The sequence below is a fragment of the Bradyrhizobium sp. CCGUVB1N3 genome (assembly GCF_024199925.1).
GTDB lineage: Bacteria > Pseudomonadota > Alphaproteobacteria > Rhizobiales > Xanthobacteraceae > Bradyrhizobium.
Genome location: NZ_JANADR010000001.1, coordinates 6,194,601 through 6,211,163, shown reverse-complemented (window position 1 = coordinate 6,211,163; position 16,563 = coordinate 6,194,601). Strand labels below are relative to the sequence as shown.

The 16,563-nt window shown below is 63.2% G+C and carries 15 protein-coding genes; 12 read left to right on the top strand and 3 right to left on the bottom strand.

From position 1 onward, the window contains the following. Positions 1 to 830 precede the first annotated feature (830 nt). From NLM33_RS29580 to NLM33_RS29570, 3 genes are read left to right on the top strand one after another with little or no spacing between them, the layout of a single operon-like run. Entirely contained in the window at positions 831 to 2,171 is a 1,341-nt protein-coding gene (locus NLM33_RS29580) for a UbiA family prenyltransferase (protein ID WP_254101421.1), read from the top strand. Further along, on the top strand, positions 2,171 to 3,913 hold the full coding sequence (locus NLM33_RS29575) for a DUF6798 domain-containing protein (protein ID WP_254101419.1): 1,743 nt from the start codon (positions 2,171 to 2,173) through the stop codon (positions 3,911 to 3,913). The genes NLM33_RS29580 and NLM33_RS29575 overlap by 1 nt, the downstream gene beginning before the upstream one ends. 19 nt (positions 3,914 to 3,932) lie before the next feature. After that, on the top strand, positions 3,933 to 5,276 hold the full coding sequence (locus tag NLM33_RS29570) for a hypothetical protein (protein WP_254101417.1): 1,344 nt from the start codon (positions 3,933 to 3,935) through the stop codon (positions 5,274 to 5,276). 166 nt (positions 5,277 to 5,442) lie between these two features. Here the strand turns inward: NLM33_RS29570 and NLM33_RS29565 are convergent, their stop codons facing one another. Continuing rightward, on the bottom strand, positions 5,443 to 5,649 hold the full coding sequence (locus NLM33_RS29565) for a hypothetical protein (RefSeq protein ID WP_254094631.1): 207 nt from the start codon (positions 5,647 to 5,649) through the stop codon (positions 5,443 to 5,445). Then, positions 5,646 to 6,749: an IS5 family transposase gene (locus tag NLM33_RS29560; RefSeq protein ID WP_254094633.1), complete on the bottom strand. Its 1,104-nt coding sequence runs from the start codon at positions 6,747 to 6,749 to the stop codon at positions 5,646 to 5,648. Before NLM33_RS29560 ends, NLM33_RS29565 begins: the two co-directional genes overlap by 4 nt. 267 nt (positions 6,750 to 7,016) lie before the next feature. On the opposite strand from NLM33_RS29560, the gene NLM33_RS29555 reads away from it, so the two are divergent. The 7 genes from NLM33_RS29555 (at position 7,017) to ptsN (ending at position 13,525) form a co-directional block, all read left to right on the top strand. Then, entirely contained in the window at positions 7,017 to 7,631 is a 615-nt protein-coding gene (locus NLM33_RS29555) for a ribonuclease D (RefSeq protein ID WP_254101415.1), read from the top strand. A 139-nt stretch (positions 7,632 to 7,770) separates the two neighbouring features. Then, positions 7,771 to 8,505 (top strand): LPS export ABC transporter periplasmic protein LptC, encoded by a 735-nt coding sequence (gene lptC / locus NLM33_RS29550; RefSeq protein WP_254101413.1) that lies wholly within the window; start codon positions 7,771 to 7,773, stop codon positions 8,503 to 8,505. After that, complete coding sequence (locus NLM33_RS29545; RefSeq protein WP_371929998.1) at positions 8,502 to 9,215, top strand: LptA/OstA family protein; 714 nt, start codon at positions 8,502 to 8,504, stop codon at positions 9,213 to 9,215. The genes lptC and NLM33_RS29545 overlap by 4 nt, the downstream gene beginning before the upstream one ends. A 229-nt stretch (positions 9,216 to 9,444) precedes the next feature. Further along, entirely contained in the window at positions 9,445 to 10,443 is a 999-nt protein-coding gene (lptB, locus tag NLM33_RS29540) for an LPS export ABC transporter ATP-binding protein (protein WP_254101409.1), read from the top strand. Between the two features lie 91 nt (positions 10,444 to 10,534). Beyond that, entirely contained in the window at positions 10,535 to 12,157 is a 1,623-nt protein-coding gene (gene rpoN, locus NLM33_RS29535) for an RNA polymerase factor sigma-54 (RefSeq protein ID WP_254101407.1), read from the top strand. Between the two features lie 81 nt (positions 12,158 to 12,238). Further along, on the top strand, positions 12,239 to 12,832 hold the full coding sequence (gene hpf, locus NLM33_RS29530) for a ribosome hibernation-promoting factor, HPF/YfiA family (RefSeq protein WP_254101405.1): 594 nt from the start codon (positions 12,239 to 12,241) through the stop codon (positions 12,830 to 12,832). Positions 12,833 to 13,063: 231 nt separating this feature from the next. Next, positions 13,064 to 13,525, top strand: coding sequence for a PTS IIA-like nitrogen regulatory protein PtsN (ptsN, locus tag NLM33_RS29525; protein ID WP_008141251.1), 462 nt, complete (start codon positions 13,064 to 13,066; stop codon positions 13,523 to 13,525). Between the two features lie 53 nt (positions 13,526 to 13,578). On the opposite strand, the gene NLM33_RS29520 is transcribed toward ptsN, so the two are convergent. Further along, on the bottom strand, positions 13,579 to 14,214 hold the full coding sequence (locus tag NLM33_RS29520) for a TetR/AcrR family transcriptional regulator (RefSeq protein ID WP_254101403.1): 636 nt from the start codon (positions 14,212 to 14,214) through the stop codon (positions 13,579 to 13,581). Positions 14,215 to 14,540: 326 nt separating this feature from the next. On the opposite strand from NLM33_RS29520, the gene NLM33_RS29515 reads away from it, so the two are divergent. Together NLM33_RS29515 and NLM33_RS29510 are read left to right on the top strand one after the other, a co-directional pair. After that, positions 14,541 to 15,344 (top strand): SDR family NAD(P)-dependent oxidoreductase, encoded by an 804-nt coding sequence (locus NLM33_RS29515; protein WP_254101401.1) that lies wholly within the window; start codon positions 14,541 to 14,543, stop codon positions 15,342 to 15,344. A gap of 36 nt (positions 15,345 to 15,380) precedes the next feature. Further along, positions 15,381 to 16,511, top strand: a complete 1,131-nt coding sequence (locus NLM33_RS29510) for a DUF5938 domain-containing protein (RefSeq protein ID WP_254101399.1) — start codon at positions 15,381 to 15,383, stop codon at positions 16,509 to 16,511. Positions 16,512 to 16,563: the final 52 nt, after the last annotated feature.

The following is a 16,563-nucleotide window of genomic DNA, read 5'->3' as shown; positions in this document are numbered from 1 at the left end:
GTTTTCAAAAAAGGACCGTAGGTCTCCTTCTTCAAGGCGGAAACATCAGGCCTATTCATTAAGACTTCGAGCTTTGCTCTAGCCGAAGCCACATGTTCAGCCCCCTGTAGCTGAACATAGCGGGCGACTTCTTGCTCCCGATCACCGTCCTGGTGAGACCAGTACTCAAAAAGGGCGTATAAGCCACCAACCAAGGCGAAGCAGATTATCAACTGCTTGTCGTTTGCGCCTATCCAACGCCATGCGCGTCTTATGATTCGCGGCATTCGATCAGCAGCACTGGTTTCTGCCGCAACAATCAACTGACCCTGCGTGGGCGACAGGCGTCCCAATCGGCGGCGCAATGGCAGCCATGGTGATGAAGGTGAGCACGATCAGCTTGATCATAAGTCCCTCCTATTCTGCCAAATAGCGCTCGAAGAATTGTGAGCTTGCCGTTTGCAGCGGCAAACGACAAGCCCGCAGACGATAGGCTCTCCACGGATTGTCGTTCAGACAGGTGCGGCTTGGTCGTACAAGCCGGGACACGTCCGAGACGGAAAATTCCTGAAAACTCAGGTGCTTCCTTGACGGACACCCAAGTCATTTCCTGGCGCATCATTTTCGTTCGCAGTCCCTACGTGACGGTTGAATCGGAGTGCGGAAGGCGCGATTCGCCCGAATGGGCTGGTTGACGCCGAGTCAGCCGGTTCCTGATCCCAGAAATCCCGCCCCACCTTCTCCAATCCGATTAAGCCGTCCTTAGCGTTTGGAAATTACGGTTTTAGCCGTCCATTTCCCTGCTCCCCGGCCGCTGGCCGGCCATGCCAGTCAGTAGAGCGCGTATTCGAATGGAGCAGCCCCAATGGCAGCACGAACTCGCCCGTTCGGAGCCGTTGCCGCCCCCGGCAGCCGCGCCGCGCGCGCTGGTCATTGAGCTCGAAGGCGCGCTGCTGCGCTCGGATCTGCTGCTGGAAGCGTTGCTTTGCGAGCCCGGGCACATGCTCGGCCGTTTGCGTGCCGCCGGGACTTGGCGCAAGGACTGGCGCAAGGACGAGCTTGTGCACCTCGTCGAGGACGCCCGGCTCGACTATGCCAGCCTTCCCTATGAGCAGGACGTCCTGAATCTCGCGCTGGCAGCGCGCGCGCAGGGCCGCAAGGTCTATGTGATCGCCTCCCGCCTGCGCCACCATGCCGAGGGTATCGCCGCGCATCTCGGCTTTGACGGCGTGATCGCGACCGCCGATCTCGACGCCTTCGACTATGTCGGCAATCGCGGTGCCCCGAACGCCGAACGCAAGGCCGGCCTGAAGACCAAGGACCGCCTGAAGATTTGGGTGAACGCGCTCCGCGTCTATCAATACGCCAAGAACACGCTGGTCTTCGTGCCCCTGGTGACGGCGCATCAGATGAGCCTGTCGGCGCTCGGCGCGGCGCTGCTGGCGTTCCTGGCGTTCTCGGCCTGCGCGTCCGGCGCCTATCTGATGAACGATCTCTTGGATCTTGCGGCCGACCGCCAGCATCCGACCAAGCGCCACCGCGCGCTTGCGGCCGGCGATCTGCCGATCGCCTCCGCGCTTCTCGCAATCCCTGCGCTGTGGCTCGGCGCGTTCGCCGCGAGCCTGTGCATTTCCGGTGTCTTCACCGCCGTGCTGGCCGCCTATCTCGGCACCACGATCGCCTATTCGCTTCTGCTCAAGCGCAAGATGCTGCTCGACGTCGTCACGCTCGCGGGCCTCTATACGCTGCGCATCGTCGCCGGCGCCGTCGGTGTCGGCGTGGTGCTGTCCGAATGGCTCTTGATGTTCTCGCTGTTCGTGTTCACCTCGCTGGCGCTGATCAAGCGGTTCAGCGAGCTGACGCTGCGGCAGGGCGCGGGCCTTTCCGATCCGGCCAACCGCGACTACAGGATCGGCGACCTCCAGGTCATTGCGGCGATGGCGGCCGCGAGCGGCATGAACGCGGTGATCGTGTTCTCGCTCTACGTCTCGTCCTCGGCGGTGATGACGCTCTACAGCCGGCCCTGGATGTTGTGGCTGCTCAACCCGCTGCTGCTCTACTGGTTCGGCCGCGCGCTGATGATGGCGCATCGCCGCGAGATGCCGGACGACCCGATTCTCTACACCTTCAAGGACAACGCCAGCCGGACCACGGTGATGGCGATGATCTGCATCATGCTGGCAGCGATCTGATGACCGAAACAAGCCTGACCATGCCCATCGACCGGCGCGAGGGCGCCGCGAGCGTTTCGGCTCCCTTCATCGAGACGCTGACCATTGCACTGGCGGGCTCGCTGTTGTCGATCCTAACAAGCGGATTCGTCTTCGGCGTCGATAACAACATCTTCCACCTTCCGATCGTCGCCGGCCTCTTCAATGAGCCGCAGTATCAGGACGATGCGTTCATCCAGTCGATGCGCTACTTCGCATCCGGCGTCTGGATCGTCTTGGGCGACACCCAGAAATACTTCGACCACACCGAGCTGGTCTTCTTCGTCCTGAATTTTGTGTCGAGGCTGCTCTCCGTCCTCGGCTTCCTGTGCTGCGCGTCGCTGCTCGGCATCACCGATCGACGCGACAGGATCGTGTTTACCCTGCTCGTCTGCTCGATGCCGCTGCTTTTGGGCTATAGCCCTGCCGGCACCGGCGGCCTGTTCATCAACTATTTCACGCACTCGGAAATCGCCAACGGCACCATTCTCTTGGGCATCTATTTCGCGGCTCGGGGGCGCTTCACGGCGGCGACCGTCGCCCTGGGCGTCACGTTCTTCGTCAATGCGTTCATGGCGATCTGGCTCGCGCCGTTGCTGGCGCTGATCGCCATTTGCCTCTTCATCAAGAAGGAAACGAGCCTCAGCGCGATCTGCCTGCGAACCACGATCGGCCTCGTGATCTCCGCACCGATCATGTTTCCGGTGCTCCACGCGATCCTGTCCAATCCCGAGCTCGGAAAATCGCTTGGCGTGGACTATGCCGCCTATCTCCGCGAATATTTTGCCGGACACTCCCTGATCGATTCGATCTCGATGTCCGGCATCCTCCAGATCACGGAGATCGCGGCCCTTGGTGCAATCGCGCTTTACTGGTTCGGGCCGACGGCTCGTGAGCTGCAGGTCGCCTATCTCGGGGCGATCCTCCTCTATCTGCTCGGCGTCGTCCTGCCATCCCTGAGCACGTCGCCTTTCCTCCTCAACATTCAGCTGCTTCGCTCGGGTACGATCATTCATCTGTTGGCGGGCCTCGCGATTGCGGCGCTTGCCACCACGTGGTTGCGTCGCGACGGTTCTGCCCTGTTTCTGCCCGGCTGCGCGATCGTGCTGGCGCTCTATCTCGGCGATGTCGCATTCCTGATTGCCATTCCGATCATCCTGGCAGCCCGACATATTCGCGAAGCGGCGGAAGCCGTGCCGCCCTATTGTCGCAGGGTCGGATACGCGTTGCTGGCCCTGGCCGGATGTGTGCTGTTTCCGCTGGGCGCCTGGAACTATTTCGTGTTCGATCGGGCCTATTCCGCGGGGGCGCAGGAATGGGCTGATGTGGGCAATTGGGCGCGCACGTCGACGCCGACGAGCGCGATCTTCATCGTGCCGCCGAAACCGGACCTCGACGCAAAACCGACGCCGTCGATTGCGGACATCGCGCTGTCGCGACAGGGCAACTTTGAATTCATCTCGCACCGCCGGGTCTGGGTCGACTACAAGCGCGGCGCGGCTGCGATGTGGACGCCGTCCTACTATTCGGTCTGGCATGAGAGGATGACCGAGACGGCTGCGGCGAACGATCACGCATCACGGCTCGCCTACGCCGCGCGCAAGGGCATCGGCTATGTCGTGGAGATCTGCGATACGATGCCGCCTCGGGACGCGGGGGATGTGTCCTTCCGCACCGCGCATCTCTGCGTGTCGGCCGTCAAGCGCCAGGCTGCAGGGCTCTGAAGGCGCCGGGGCGTTCCACATGGCCAACGACAAGGCACAGCGGCCGAATCTGACGGCGACGTCGGTCGGGAAAGCTGAGCTCGCCTTGTCGTATCCCGGTGGCGCCGTCGGTCAACTGCCGAACGCCTGGTTGATGCTTCTTGCCGCGCTCCTCGCAATCCCGGTCCTCGCAAGCTTCGTCGTCGACGGCAATTCGAGCGGGCAACTCGGGTGGGACCTTCACGTCAATTGCGCGGCAGTCGATGCCTATAGGGAGGGGCTTGACCCCTACCTTATCAGCAATTTGCGGAACACGACGTTCGCGTACCCCTATCTGCCGGTGACATTGGATCTCTTCCGTCCCCTGTGCTCCGCAGGGCTGCTCGTTGATCATCACCGGGCTGTCTATCTCGTCCTCGCCATTCTCTGCGGACTGCTGTTGCCCGGTCTTGGCGCGCCCCGTGCGGGCCTGCGCGACACATGTCTGCGCGTGCTTTGTGCGCTCGGTGCGTTCGTCGGTTTCGAATGGACGCTGGCTTCCGGGAATTTTTCGATTTTCACCGGCTTGCTGACGGCGGTTGCGCTGGCGCTCCTGCTCGGTCGCGGCCCCCTTGACGAGGAAGACAAGAGCTTCATGCTGCGCTTGACCGGTGCCGCCGTCCTCGGCCTCGTGACATCATTCAAGCTGGTCTTCTGTCCCGTCCTGGCTTCGCTCTATTTCCTGCCGCAGCCGCGCTTTCGCAAGCTCATCCTGATCGCCGTCGCGATCGGCATGTTCATCTTGCCGATCCTGATCTCGATGCTGTTCTACGCCGACCTCTTCGGAAGCTGGCTCCGCGCAATCTCCGGTCAAATTCCCGGGCAGCTTGGCGTTGCCCAGGACAGGATGAACCCCTCGCTCTTCATTTTCGTCCAGGGCGTGGCGAAGCATTGGGGGCTGGCGGGCAGCGAAGCGATCGTCTTCGCCCTCTACGGGCTTGCGGCGATCGCGCTTGTGCTGGCGCCATTCACCCTGTCGGTGTCGCGCGCCATCGGGGATCGGGCCATACCCGAGACCGGATGGCTTGCGAACAGGTTGGATCGATGGCTGATCGATCATCCCCGCGACGCCGCGCGCATCACGGTTCTGGCGATGTATGCGCTCTATCTCTGTTCGCCGCGGCTCAAGGAATATGCCTTCTTTGAACTGGCGATCTATGCCGCCGTTCTGATCGTCGATCTTCCGGCCATGGCGATCGTGGCCGTTCTGACCGTCGCAATCCTCATTCCGACCTCGGTCTCGATCTCCGGCGGCGCCATCGAAGGCGGCTTCCTTCAGCTCGTCGCAGCGCTGCTGTGCTTCTGGGTCTTCCTGGCGGATTTTCGCAAGGTCCATCAGCCCTAGAGCATGATCCGGAAAAGTGTGAAGCGGTTTTCCGAAAAGATCATGCTCAAACAACAACCTAACAGGCTGTTGAAGAAGTCTTCGAGCGACGCGCGATAAATGGGATGTCGTCGCCATTAAGGAGGCAGATTTCACCTTCGAGTGAGCCGTCATCCCGCAGTTCGGCCTAGCCATCACCGTTGGCTGGCTCCATTTCGTCGTTTCCCTGCCAGCCGAACTGGACGGCATCGCCGTCACAGGCTCCATGAATGCAGCCCGTGAGGCAATCGAAGGCGAACTCGCCGCCGTCGTCATCGAACAGGATGTAGGCGCCCGCCACGGCCATGTCGTAGCCTGGTGTCTCGACGACCCGCCATCTACCTCGGATGCTCATGCCGGTGCCGCCAGAAGCTTGGGCAGCCGGATCAGATTATAGGCCGCAAGCGCCAGGACGAAGACGGCATCCACCCGGTCGCGGCCTCGCAGCTTGACCTTGGCCAGGCCAGCGGAACTCTTGATCCAGCCGAAGACTTCTTCGATGCGTTTGCGGCAGCGTTGGCTGATGTCATAGCCGTCGTGACGCGTGGTACGCGCGTCGACCGCCGTCTTGCGCCGCTTGCCGGTCTTACTCAGATGTCCATTGATCGCGATATGCGGAGTAACCGATCTATCTCTCAGGTCATGCACGAACTGCGTGACGTCGTAGGCTTTGTCCGCCCCCAGAGTGACCCGCTTCGCACACCCGCGCCTGTCGATCATGGCAAGCGCAATCTCTCGTTCGGCGGTGCCAGTAGCTTGGCTCACTCCACCTAAAACCGCCAAACCATTGCGGTTCTCCATCAGCGCATGGCCCATATAGCAGAGTTTGGCCGGCTGGCCGTCGCCCTTTTTATAGAGCCTGGCCTCAGGATCGGTCGTGCTCTCATGGGTCTCGTTGGATCGCTTCTCCTTGTGGAAGCTGCGCTCGGCATTGCGTCCCGGACCGTCCTGATCTTTGTCGCTGCCATCCTTCCTCCGGAAGCTCTTGATCGAAGCCCAGGCTTCAATGAGCGTGCCGTCCACCGAGAAGTGATCGCTCGACAAAAGACGCTTCACCTTCGGCTGCGCCAAAAGCGCGTTCAAGAACTTGGCCGCAATCTCACCTTCAAGCAGCCGGTCGCGGTTCTTCGAGAAGGTTGAATGGTCCCAAACCGCATCGTCCACCCCAAGCCCGACGAACCAGCGGAACAGAAGATCGAACTCCATCCGTTCCATCAGATGCCTTTCCGAGCGAACCCCATAGAACGCCTGTAGGAGCATCGCCCGAAGCAGTTTCTCCGGTGCGATCGAGGGCCGACCGAAGTCCGTGTAGAGCTTGCCAAACTCCCCAGAAAGATCGCCCAGCGCCGCATTTGCCAGATCCCTGATCGCCCGCAGCGGGTGGTCGACGCGAACCCGAGCCTCCAGGTCAACATAACTGAACAGCGAGCCAGACCGTTCGTCACTTCCCCGCATCGTGCCACCCCAGCAAAATCCTGATCCTAGGGAATCACGATCCAAAACGCTTCGCCAGAGACTTCTTCAACAGCCTGCTAAAGCGCGACGACGGTTCATCCCAATCTCATCGCGCTTTAGGTCGGCTTGCGCGGATATCTGCCAGCGGATACACCGCCGAAAGGCCAGCCGGCCCGGGGGGTTGCTCGCGCGCCGACCCTCGCCAGTTCCTGTTCCGGGCATTAGCCTTGAAAGCCGCGCATCGATTCGACTGAGGTTTGAAACGCCATGACCGTACGCCTGCATCGCGGCGATCTGCCGGACCTGTCCCGCTACACCTCCTCGGTCGCGATCGACACCGAGACCATGGGCCTGAACCCGCATCGCGACCGGCTCTGCGTCGTGCAGCTCTCGCCCGGCGACGGCAGCGCCGACGTGGTTCAGATCCCCAAGGGGCACACCGACGCGCCGAACCTGAAGGCGCTGCTCGCCAACCCTAACGTCACAAAGATCTTCCATTTCGCGCGGTTCGACATCGCCGTGCTGTATGAAGCTTTTGGCGTGATGACGACGCCGCTCTACTGCACCAAGATCGCCTCGCGCCTGACCCGCACCTACACCGACCGCCACGGTCTCAAGGACCTCGTCCGCGAGGTGCTCAATGTCGACCTGTCCAAGCAGCAGCAATCGAGCGACTGGGGCGCGGACAGCCTGAGCGAGCCGCAGCTCGCCTACGCCGCCTCCGACGTCCTCCACCTGCACAGCTTGCGCGAGCGGCTGGATGCCATGCTGGTGCGGGAGGGCCGCACCGCGCTGGCGCAGGCCTGCTTCGACTTCCTGCCGACGCGGGCGAAGCTCGATTTGCAGGGCTGGGAGGCCGAGGACATTTTTGCGCACTCTTGAGGCGCGGGCTGCCGGCCGGAAGGGCGTTTTGCGGGCCCGGGCCGCCCCGTTTCGGACACAGTCGTAACGGCCTGTCGCGGGCTGCATATTCCGGCGGCGCCGGATACAATCGGGCGTCGATCGGCGCCCCGGAGCAGCGGTGAATTTGGTCCAGACCCCAGCCTATGACGGCCTGGAGGCGCGTTTCGCGGCTGCGGCGCGTCACAGCCGGCTGGTCCACATCCTGCGCATCGCCGTGCCGGCGACGGTCGTCGTGGCGATGGGCGTGATCATCTTCGTCTCGGCCTTCAACAAGTTCCGGACCACGAAGGAAGTGGCTTTCGATCCCGGAAATCTGGTGGTCTCAGGCACCAAGATCACCATGGAAACGCCGCACCTGTCGGGCTACACGCCCGACCAGCGGCCCTATGAGCTCTGGGCCAACACGGCGACCCAGGACATCAGGGACCCCGACCATGTCGATTTGCACAAGCTCAGGGCCAAGCTCCTGATGCAGGATCAATCGACCATATTCCTCGACGCCCTCACCGGAACCTTCGACAACAAGCAGCAGCAGCTCGATCTGCGCAAGGATATCTTCATGCGGACGTCGACGGGCTATGAGGCCCGTCTCAGCCAGGCCTTCGTCGACATGGCCAACAACACGGTCACCTCGGATGAACATGTCGACGTCAAGCTGACCAACGGCACCCTGTCCTCCGATCGCCTGAAGGTCATGGAGGGCGGCGAGGTGATCCGCTTCGAAGGCAACGTCGTGATGCACCTCGACAAGCTGGGCAATGACGAGCCGGCGGCCGCGCCGCCAGCGCCTGTCGAGCCCGCGCCGCCGCCGAAAACGCGCTCGCTGCAAAACAAGTCTGCGACCCCGAGATGATCTCCATGACGAAGCACCTTCCGCGCAACGGCTTCTTGAAAAGCGTTGCATTCAGTGCCGGCGCTCTCGCGCTTGGCGTGACGCTGATCGCAGCAGTGCATGCGCAAAGCACGATGCAGGGCGTGCCCAACGCCATGCAGGGGTTTTCGCAGAACCGCGATCAGCCGATCCAGATCGAGGCCGCCTCGCTCGAGATGCGCGACAAGAAGAAGGAGGCGACCTTCGCCGGCAACGTGAAGGTCGTGCAGGGCGACACCACCATGACGTCGAAGACGCTGGTCGTGTTCTATGAATCGGGCGGCTCGAATTCGGGACAGCCGGCTCCGCAGCCGGCGAAAGCCGCCAAGGCGGCGGCACCGATGCAATCGGCGACGCCGGGGCCGAACGGCAGCTCCTCGATCAAGCGGCTGGAAGCGCGCGGCAATGTCGTGGTGACCCAGAAGGATCAGGTGGTGACCGGCGAGTCCGCCATCTTCGACACCAAGACCAATCTGATCACGATGCTCGGCGGCGTGGTCCTGACCCAGTGCAAGAACGTGCTGCGCGGCGACCGTCTGATGGTCGACATGACCACCGGCGTGTCCCGCGTCGAATCCGACAGCGGCAGGGTGCAGGCCCTGCTGCCGCAGGGTGGCGGCGGCGATTGCGGTTCCTCCAAGCCCGGCGCCGGCCCGCCGCTGGCGCTGCCCGGCGCAGGCAAACAGAAGTAAATTCAGCAGCTTACGTGCAGCGCTGCCGGAGCGAGGTTGAAGCCTGCCCGACAAGACTGTATCTACCCCAGCGGGCTCGGCGGCGGATTCCTCTGATAAGGGATCGAGGGTGTTTCTCTGGGCAAGACACACCCCTTCACTCATGCTGCGCCGGCGAATCGCGCCGGGGCGGCAGATTGCGGGATCACCGTGATCGCGGGATTACCGTGAAAGGCTTGAGACAGCGGGGATGGTCGATTTATTCAGCATGTTCCGTCGGCGCCCCGCCAAACGCGGCCGGCCAGGATTTGCGCGCCTCCGTGACGACATCACCGCGCTCGGTGACAGCGTCGGCAGCCTCCTGACCAGCCCGGTGCGGGACGCACCCCCGATCGCGCGCGAGCAGCCGGTTCCGGCGCAGGATGCGCCGCGGCCGCGCCCCCAGCCCGCCGCCAGACCGGCCAAAACCACTGACAAGCCCTCCACCAAGTCCAACGGCGCGGGTGGCCCTCAACTCCTGCGACGGCCGGGCTTCCTGGCTGTGCATAGCGTGGAAAAGAGCTTTGGCAGCCGCCAGGTGGTGCGCGGCGTCAGCATCTATGTGCGCCGCGGCGAGGCCGTCGGCCTGCTCGGTCCGAACGGCGCCGGCAAGACCACCGTGTTCTACATGATCACCGGGCTGATCAAGGCCGATCGCGGCGCGATCGAGCTCGACGGCCATGACGTGACGAAGCTGCCGATGTATCAGCGCGCGCGGCTCGGCATCGGCTATCTGCCGCAGGAGGCTTCGATCTTCCGCGGCCTCACCGTCGAGCAGAACATCCGTGCCGTGCTCGAAGTGGTGGAACCGTCGCGCAAGAAGCGCGAGCAGCAGCTCGACTCGCTGCTCGACGAGTTCAACATCACGCGGTTGCGAAAATCACCGTCGATCGCGCTGTCCGGCGGCGAGCGCCGCCGCGTCGAGATCGCACGTGCGCTGGCGACGCGCCCGAACTACATGCTGCTCGACGAGCCCTTCGCCGGCATCGATCCGATTGCGGTCGGCGACATCCAGGACCTCGTCCGTCACCTCACCAATCGTGGCATCGGCGTCTTGATCACCGACCACAATGTGCGCGAGACGCTCGGCCTCACCGATCGTGCCTATATCGTCTATGCCGGTGAAATCTTGACCGAGGGCAGTCCGGATGAGATCGTCAATGACCCGGACGTCCGCCGTCTTTACCTTGGCGAGGAGTTCCGCCTCTAGCCCGTTTTTTGCATTCGTCAAGACGTGTACATCGGGCTCAGACTAGGATAAGCAAAAATCGGACCAAATTTTTGGGAACGGTTCTTGCTTCATGGCGCTGACGCAGAGATTAGAGTTCCGGCAGTCGCAGTCGCTGGTGATGACGCCGCAGTTGATGCAGGCGATCAAGCTGCTGCAGCTGTCCAATCTCGATCTCACGACCTTCGTGGAGGAGGAACTCGAGCGCAATCCGCTGCTCGAGCGGGCCAATGACGAGCAGGGCGCGGGCGATGCCCCGACGGAAACGGCCCAGTTCAGCGATAGCGACGACTCCGGCGGCAGCCATGGCGACGAGCCGGGCGGCGGTTCAGGCGAAGCCTTCGAGCCGGGCCAGGAAGAGTGGATGAGCAAGGATCTCGGCACCCGCGCCGAGATCGAGCAGACCCTGGATACCGGGCTGGACAACGTCTTTTCGGAAGAGCCGGCGGAAGCCGCGGCGCGCAATGCGCAGGATGCCGCGCCGAGCGTCTACACCGAATGGGGCGGCGGTGCCTCCGGTGACGAGGACTACAATCTCGAAGCTTTTGTCGCGGCAGAGACGACACTGTCCGACCATCTCGCCGAGCAGCTCTCGGTCGCGTTCACCGCGCCGGCGCAGCGCATGATCGGACAATATCTGATCGACCTCGTCGATGAGGCCGGTTACCTGCCGCCGGATCTCGGCCAGGCCGCCGAGCGGCTTGGTGCATCGCAGCAGGATGTCGCTGACGTTCTTGCGGTGCTGCAAAAATTCGATCCGCCCGGCGTCTGCGCCCGTTCCTTGAGCGAATGCCTGGCGATTCAGCTTCGTGAGCTCGATCGCTACGATCCGGCGATGCAGGCGCTGGTCGAGAATCTCGATCTCCTGGCCAAGCGCGACATCGTGGCCTTGCGCAAGGTCTGCGGCGTCGACGACGAGGATATCGCCGACATGATCGGCGAGATCCGCCGCCTCGATCCCAAGCCCGGCATGAAGTTCGGCTCCGCGCGCCTCCAGACTATGGTGCCGGACGTCTATGTCCGTCCGGGTCCCGACGGCGGCTGGCATGTCGAGCTCAACAGCGACACCTTGCCGCGCGTGCTCGTGAACCAGACCTATTACACCGAGCTGTCGAAGAAGATCGGCAAGGACGGCGACAAGTCCTATTTCACCGATGCCTTGCAGAACGCGACTTGGCTCGTGCGCGCGCTCGATCAGCGCGCCCGCACCATCCTGAAGGTCGCAACCGAGATCGTGCGCCAGCAGGACGGCTTCTTCACCCATGGTGTCGCACACTTGAGGCCGCTCAACCTGAAGGCGGTCGCCGACGCCATCCAGATGCATGAATCCACGGTGTCGCGCGTCACCGCCAACAAATACATGGCGACGAATCGCGGCACCTTTGAATTGAAATATTTCTTCACCGCGTCGATCGCGTCGGCCGATGGCGGCGAGGCGCATTCCGCCGAAGCCGTCCGCCACCACATCAAGCAGCTGATCGATTCGGAGGAGCCGTCCGCGATCCTGTCGGACGACACGATCGTGGAACGGTTGCGTGCGTCCGGCATTGATATCGCCCGGCGCACGGTTGCGAAGTACCGCGAAGCCATGCGCATTCCCTCTTCGGTACAACGCCGTCGCGACAAGCAGAGCGCCCTTGGGAACGTCCTCTCCACCGCACTGTCCGATCGCTCCCGCAACACCGAGCCGGCCTGATTGCGCGCGCCTCAAATCGCGCTACTCTCAATCTCCCCTCGGGATTGATCCAAGCTAGGCACCAACCAGGCGAGGCATCACATGACTCTCCGGATTTCGGGCAAAAGCATCAGCGTCGGCGATGCCCTCCGCGGCCGCGTCGCCGAGCGCACGGATGAGGTCTTGCGCAAATATTTTGACGGCAATTATTCCGGCCACATTACGCTGAGCAAGGACGGGTTCGGCTTCCGCACCGATTGCGCGCTGCACCTCGATTCGGGGATCACGCTGGAAGCCGATTCGAACGCGTCGGATGCCTATGCCAGTGCCGACCAGGCGCTGCTGATGATCGAGAAGCGGCTCAAGCGCTACAAGAGCAGGCTGAAGGACCGGTCGGCCCGCAAGACCGCCGCGGCCTCCGCGGCGCTGGCCGCGCTGGACGCCACGGCTTACGTCCTGGAGGCCCCCGGCGAGGGCGAGGACGAGGTCACCGGCTACAGCCCCGTGATCATTGCAGAGGCAACCACCTCGCTAAAGCTCCTCTCGGTCAGTGAAGCGGTTATGGAACTCGACCTCAGCGGCGCCCCATGCCTGGTCTTTCAACACGGCTCTAGCGGCCGGGTGAACATCATTTACCGCCGGGCCGACGGGAATGTGGGCTGGATCGATCCCCCGGGGTCCAAATCCGGGGGCTAGCCCGGCCGCGCGCAACGCCCGTGCGGGCCCGTAAGACCCCTGCCTTTAAGGATGACCGTGGTAAAAGGCGTTTGCGGGAGTTGGCACCGGGATTGCGTTGGAGTAGAAGCGCCCCACATCAGGACCGGGGCTAAGTCCGCCTCCTGCTTCACGTTATTGACGCCGGCCAAATCTGGTCTTCCAACTTGGCCAATTCGGAACCTGACGGCTTAATTCACCTCGGAAAGCTCCATGCCGATTACCGATCTGGTCGCACCCGAGGCGATTCTCCCGGCATTGAAAGTCAACAGCAAGAAACAGGCTTTGCAGGAACTCGCTGCCAAGGCCGCCGAGCTGACCGGGCAGAACGAGCGCTCGGTCTTCGAGGTTCTGTTGCAGCGGGAGAAGCTCGGCACCACCGCGGTCGGCTATGGCGTCGCGATTCCCCACGGCAAGCTGCCCAAGCTGGAAAAGATATTTGGCCTGTTCGCGCGGCTCGATCGCCCGATCGATTTCGAGGCGATGGACGGTCAGCCGGTCGACCTCGTCTTCCTGCTGCTCGCACCGGAAGGCGCGGGTGCCGATCATCTGAAGGCGCTGGCGCGCATCGCGCGTCTCTTGCGCGACCAGGACATCGCCAAGAAGCTGCGCGCCTCGCGCGATGCACAGGCGATCTATTCGGTGCTGGCGCTGCCGCCCGCGACCGCGGCGTAATCATTCATCGCATTACGGCGATAGCGGCAACGCGCGCGCATCCGCCTATCGGCTCATATCGTCGGCAGCAGGCGTCGCACCTCGGCCAGCAGTTCGGGAGCGGCGCTCGCGTCGTTGGCGAGATGCCTGAGCAACGCGTTCTGAAACAGGCCGTCGAATAGCGCATAGAGCGCAGCCGGGGACGACATCGGCTGCCTGCCGCTCAGCTCGGCATAGCGCGAGGCGACGCGCCAGATCATCGCTTCCAGGCTCTTGTCGATCTCAAGCACGTCCTTGCGAAACGCCGGCTCGAACATCGCCTGCGAGCGCATGTCGTACCAGAGCCGGTGCATCCGGGCTTCGGTCTCGAGCGTGGCCGCGAGCTTGGCCAGAAACCCCTCGGTCAACTCGTCGCGGCTCCGTGCCGAGGCGATCACCTCGTCATATCGCGTGACGCACTTTGCCTTGTAGTGCCGGACGCAACAGCAGATCAGGTCGAGCTTGTCGCTGAAGTAATAGTGAAACACGCCGTGTGTGAAGGCCGAGTTCTGCGCGATCTCGCGCAGGCTGGTGCGCGCGAAGCCAAGCTCGCCGAGGGTTTCCAGCGCCGCTTCCGCAAGCTCGATCCGCCGCGCATTGAACTTCTCGTCCCGCAGAACCTCTGCCGCCGCGGCCACCCGCTGGGCCGTTCCTGTCGCTCGCCGCGCCATTCCGCGCTTTCCCTCGTGTCTCTTCGTCGCGACGATTCGTATCGTCCGGCTGTCGTCTGCTCCATCGCCTACAGACCATCCTCTTTGACAGCTGTCAAATTTTTGCTTGACAAGTGTCAAGCTCGGGGACGAGGGTGGCACCAAGAATTTGGACAGTCGTCAAGACGTCCGACAAGCGGAGGAAATGCAACCGCCGGCGGCGCGCCGCCGGGACCGGATCTGCCTGCCGTTGCGCCGCTAGAGCGCAGTCTGCCGGCACCGTGCTGCCGATCGCCGCAGCACCAAAACCGATCAGCCAAGATAAATCAGCCAAGGGAGGACGTGCGATGAGTGGGAAGAATCTCGAGGGCCGAAAAGCCCTGATCACCGGCGGAGCGCGCGGGATCGGGGCCGCCATTGCGCAGGCGTTGGCGCGATCCGGTGCAGCCGTCATGATCAGTGACATCCTGGATGACGCCGGCAAGGCCAGCGCGGCCGAGATCGCCAAGACCGGCGCGAAGACCGGCTTCGTGAAGCTCGACGTCACCGACGATGCGCAGTGGGAAAAGGCGGTCGCCGCGACGGTCGCGACACTCGGCGGCTACGACATCCTGATCAACAACGCCGGGATCGAAATCACCTCGCTGGTGAGCGAGATCAAGGCTGAAGACGCGCGCCGGATGTGTGACGTCAATATTGTCGGCACGGTGCTCGGCATGAAGCATGCCTTCCGCGCGATGCGGCCGGGCGGGCCCGCCGGCAAGGGCGGCGCGATCGTCAACATCGCATCGGTTGCGGCGACGATCGCCTTTCCGAGCATCGCGGTCTATTCCGCCACCAAGTCGGCGGTCGATCGCATGACGCGCGTGGCGGCGATGGAAGCCGGCAAGCTCGGCTTCGGCGTGCGCGTCAATTGCATCTATCCGGGCCTGATTCCAACCGACATGGGCCTGCAGCTCGCCAACGACATCGTCAAGGTTGGCCTTGCGCCCGACGTCAACGCGGCCGTCGGCTCCGTGGTCGAGCAAACGCCGCTCGGGCGTCTGGCCGAGGTCACCGACATCGGCAATGCCGCGGTGTTCCTGTGCTCGGACGAAGCGCGCTTCATCACCGGCGTCGGCCTGCCGGTCGATGGCGGCATGGGCATGTAACAACGAGGTCGACAACAAGCATTTCGGAGGATCGCAATGAGCGAGAAGAAGCCCGTCATCGTCTATGGCGCGTCCGGCTACACCGGCCGGCTGGTCTGCGAATACTTGCGCGAGTACAACATCCCCTTCATCGCCGCCGGGCGCAGCGCTGAGAAGCTCAACGCCGCGATGAAGTCGAACGTGGCCGGCATCGAAACCGCCGACTACGAGGTGGTGGCGGTGCCGCACACCGTCGCCGCGTTGACTGAATTGTTCAAGGGCGCCTCGGTGGTGCTCAACACCGTGGGCCCCTTCGCCAAGTTCGGCACGGAGGTGGTGCAGGCCTGCCTCGCTTCCAGGTGCCATTACACCGACACCACCGGCGAGCAGGACTGGCTGATCACGCTCGATCAGGAGTTTGGCACGAAGTTCGCCAATGCCGGCCTGCTGCTCGCGCCGGGCATCGCGCAGATGTACACCACCGGCGAGATCGCCGCGCAGCTGTGCCTGGAGACGCCTGGCCTCGACACGCTGGATATCGCCGTGTTCTGGGGCGGGAGTCCGACCATCGCCTCGACGCAGACCATCCTGGTCACCGCCGCGATGGCCAAGGCCTACTATTTGGAGCAGAACAAGTACGTCGAGCATCAGCCCGATGCCGGCCTCTACAACCTCGCCATCCCCGGCCAGCACGAGCTGGCGCTGGCGCTGCCTTGGGGCGGCACCTCACACCCGGTATGGTTCAAGCGCGATCCGCGCGTGGCCAACGTGAAGGTGCTGGGCGGCGTGTTCAACCGCGCGCTGATGCTGGGCGTGCCGCAGATCGTCGCCGCCGCGCTGAAGGCGACCAAGGACATGAACCCCGACGACCGCTACGCAGCGTTGGCGCAGACCGCTGCCGGCGTGATGAACACCATGCCACCGCGCGAGAACCCGCGCGTCAACAAGTCGATGGATTCGGTGCATGCCTCCGGCCCGTTGGGGCGCGCGCACTGCATCATCTACGGCAACAGCAACTACAAGCAGACCGGCATGCTGCAGGCCTATGCGGCGTTTGCACTGCTGCAGCAAGCGCCGAAGCGTACCGGATTCGCCTCGGGCTGCCAGGCATTCGGCCATCGCGAGCTGCTCGGCCAATTGCGTAGCTTCGGGCTCGTCAGCAAGCCGATCCTGACCGTGCAAGATTGAGTTGATTGCGGGTGGCGCGGCAACGCGCCACTCGCCTCCCATGAGGTCGACC

Bases quoted from the DNA above. Each gene is read 5' to 3' on its own strand.
- NLM33_RS29580 (WP_254101421.1), top strand. From the start codon at position 831: ATGGAGCAGCCCCAATGGCAGCACGAACTCGCCCGTTCGGAGCCGTTG.
- NLM33_RS29575 (WP_254101419.1), top strand. From the start codon at position 2,171: ATGACCGAAACAAGCCTGACCATGCCCATCGACCGGCGCGAGGGCGCC.
- NLM33_RS29570 (WP_254101417.1), top strand. From the start codon at position 3,933: ATGGCCAACGACAAGGCACAGCGGCCGAATCTGACGGCGACGTCGGTC.
- NLM33_RS29565 (WP_254094631.1), bottom strand. From the start codon at position 5,649: ATGAGCATCCGAGGTAGATGGCGGGTCGTCGAGACACCAGGCTACGAC.
- NLM33_RS29560 (WP_254094633.1), bottom strand. From the start codon at position 6,749: ATGCGGGGAAGTGACGAACGGTCTGGCTCGCTGTTCAGTTATGTTGAC.
- NLM33_RS29555 (WP_254101415.1), top strand. From the start codon at position 7,017: ATGACCGTACGCCTGCATCGCGGCGATCTGCCGGACCTGTCCCGCTAC.
- NLM33_RS29545 (WP_371929998.1), top strand. From the start codon at position 8,502: ATGATCTCCATGACGAAGCACCTTCCGCGCAACGGCTTCTTGAAAAGC.
- lptB (WP_254101409.1), top strand. From the start codon at position 9,445: ATGGTCGATTTATTCAGCATGTTCCGTCGGCGCCCCGCCAAACGCGGC.
- rpoN (WP_254101407.1), top strand. From the start codon at position 10,535: ATGGCGCTGACGCAGAGATTAGAGTTCCGGCAGTCGCAGTCGCTGGTG.
- hpf (WP_254101405.1), top strand. From the start codon at position 12,239: ATGACTCTCCGGATTTCGGGCAAAAGCATCAGCGTCGGCGATGCCCTC.
- ptsN (WP_008141251.1), top strand. From the start codon at position 13,064: ATGCCGATTACCGATCTGGTCGCACCCGAGGCGATTCTCCCGGCATTG.
- NLM33_RS29520 (WP_254101403.1), bottom strand. From the start codon at position 14,214: ATGGCGCGGCGAGCGACAGGAACGGCCCAGCGGGTGGCCGCGGCGGCA.
- NLM33_RS29515 (WP_254101401.1), top strand. From the start codon at position 14,541: ATGAGTGGGAAGAATCTCGAGGGCCGAAAAGCCCTGATCACCGGCGGA.
- NLM33_RS29510 (WP_254101399.1), top strand. From the start codon at position 15,381: ATGAGCGAGAAGAAGCCCGTCATCGTCTATGGCGCGTCCGGCTACACC.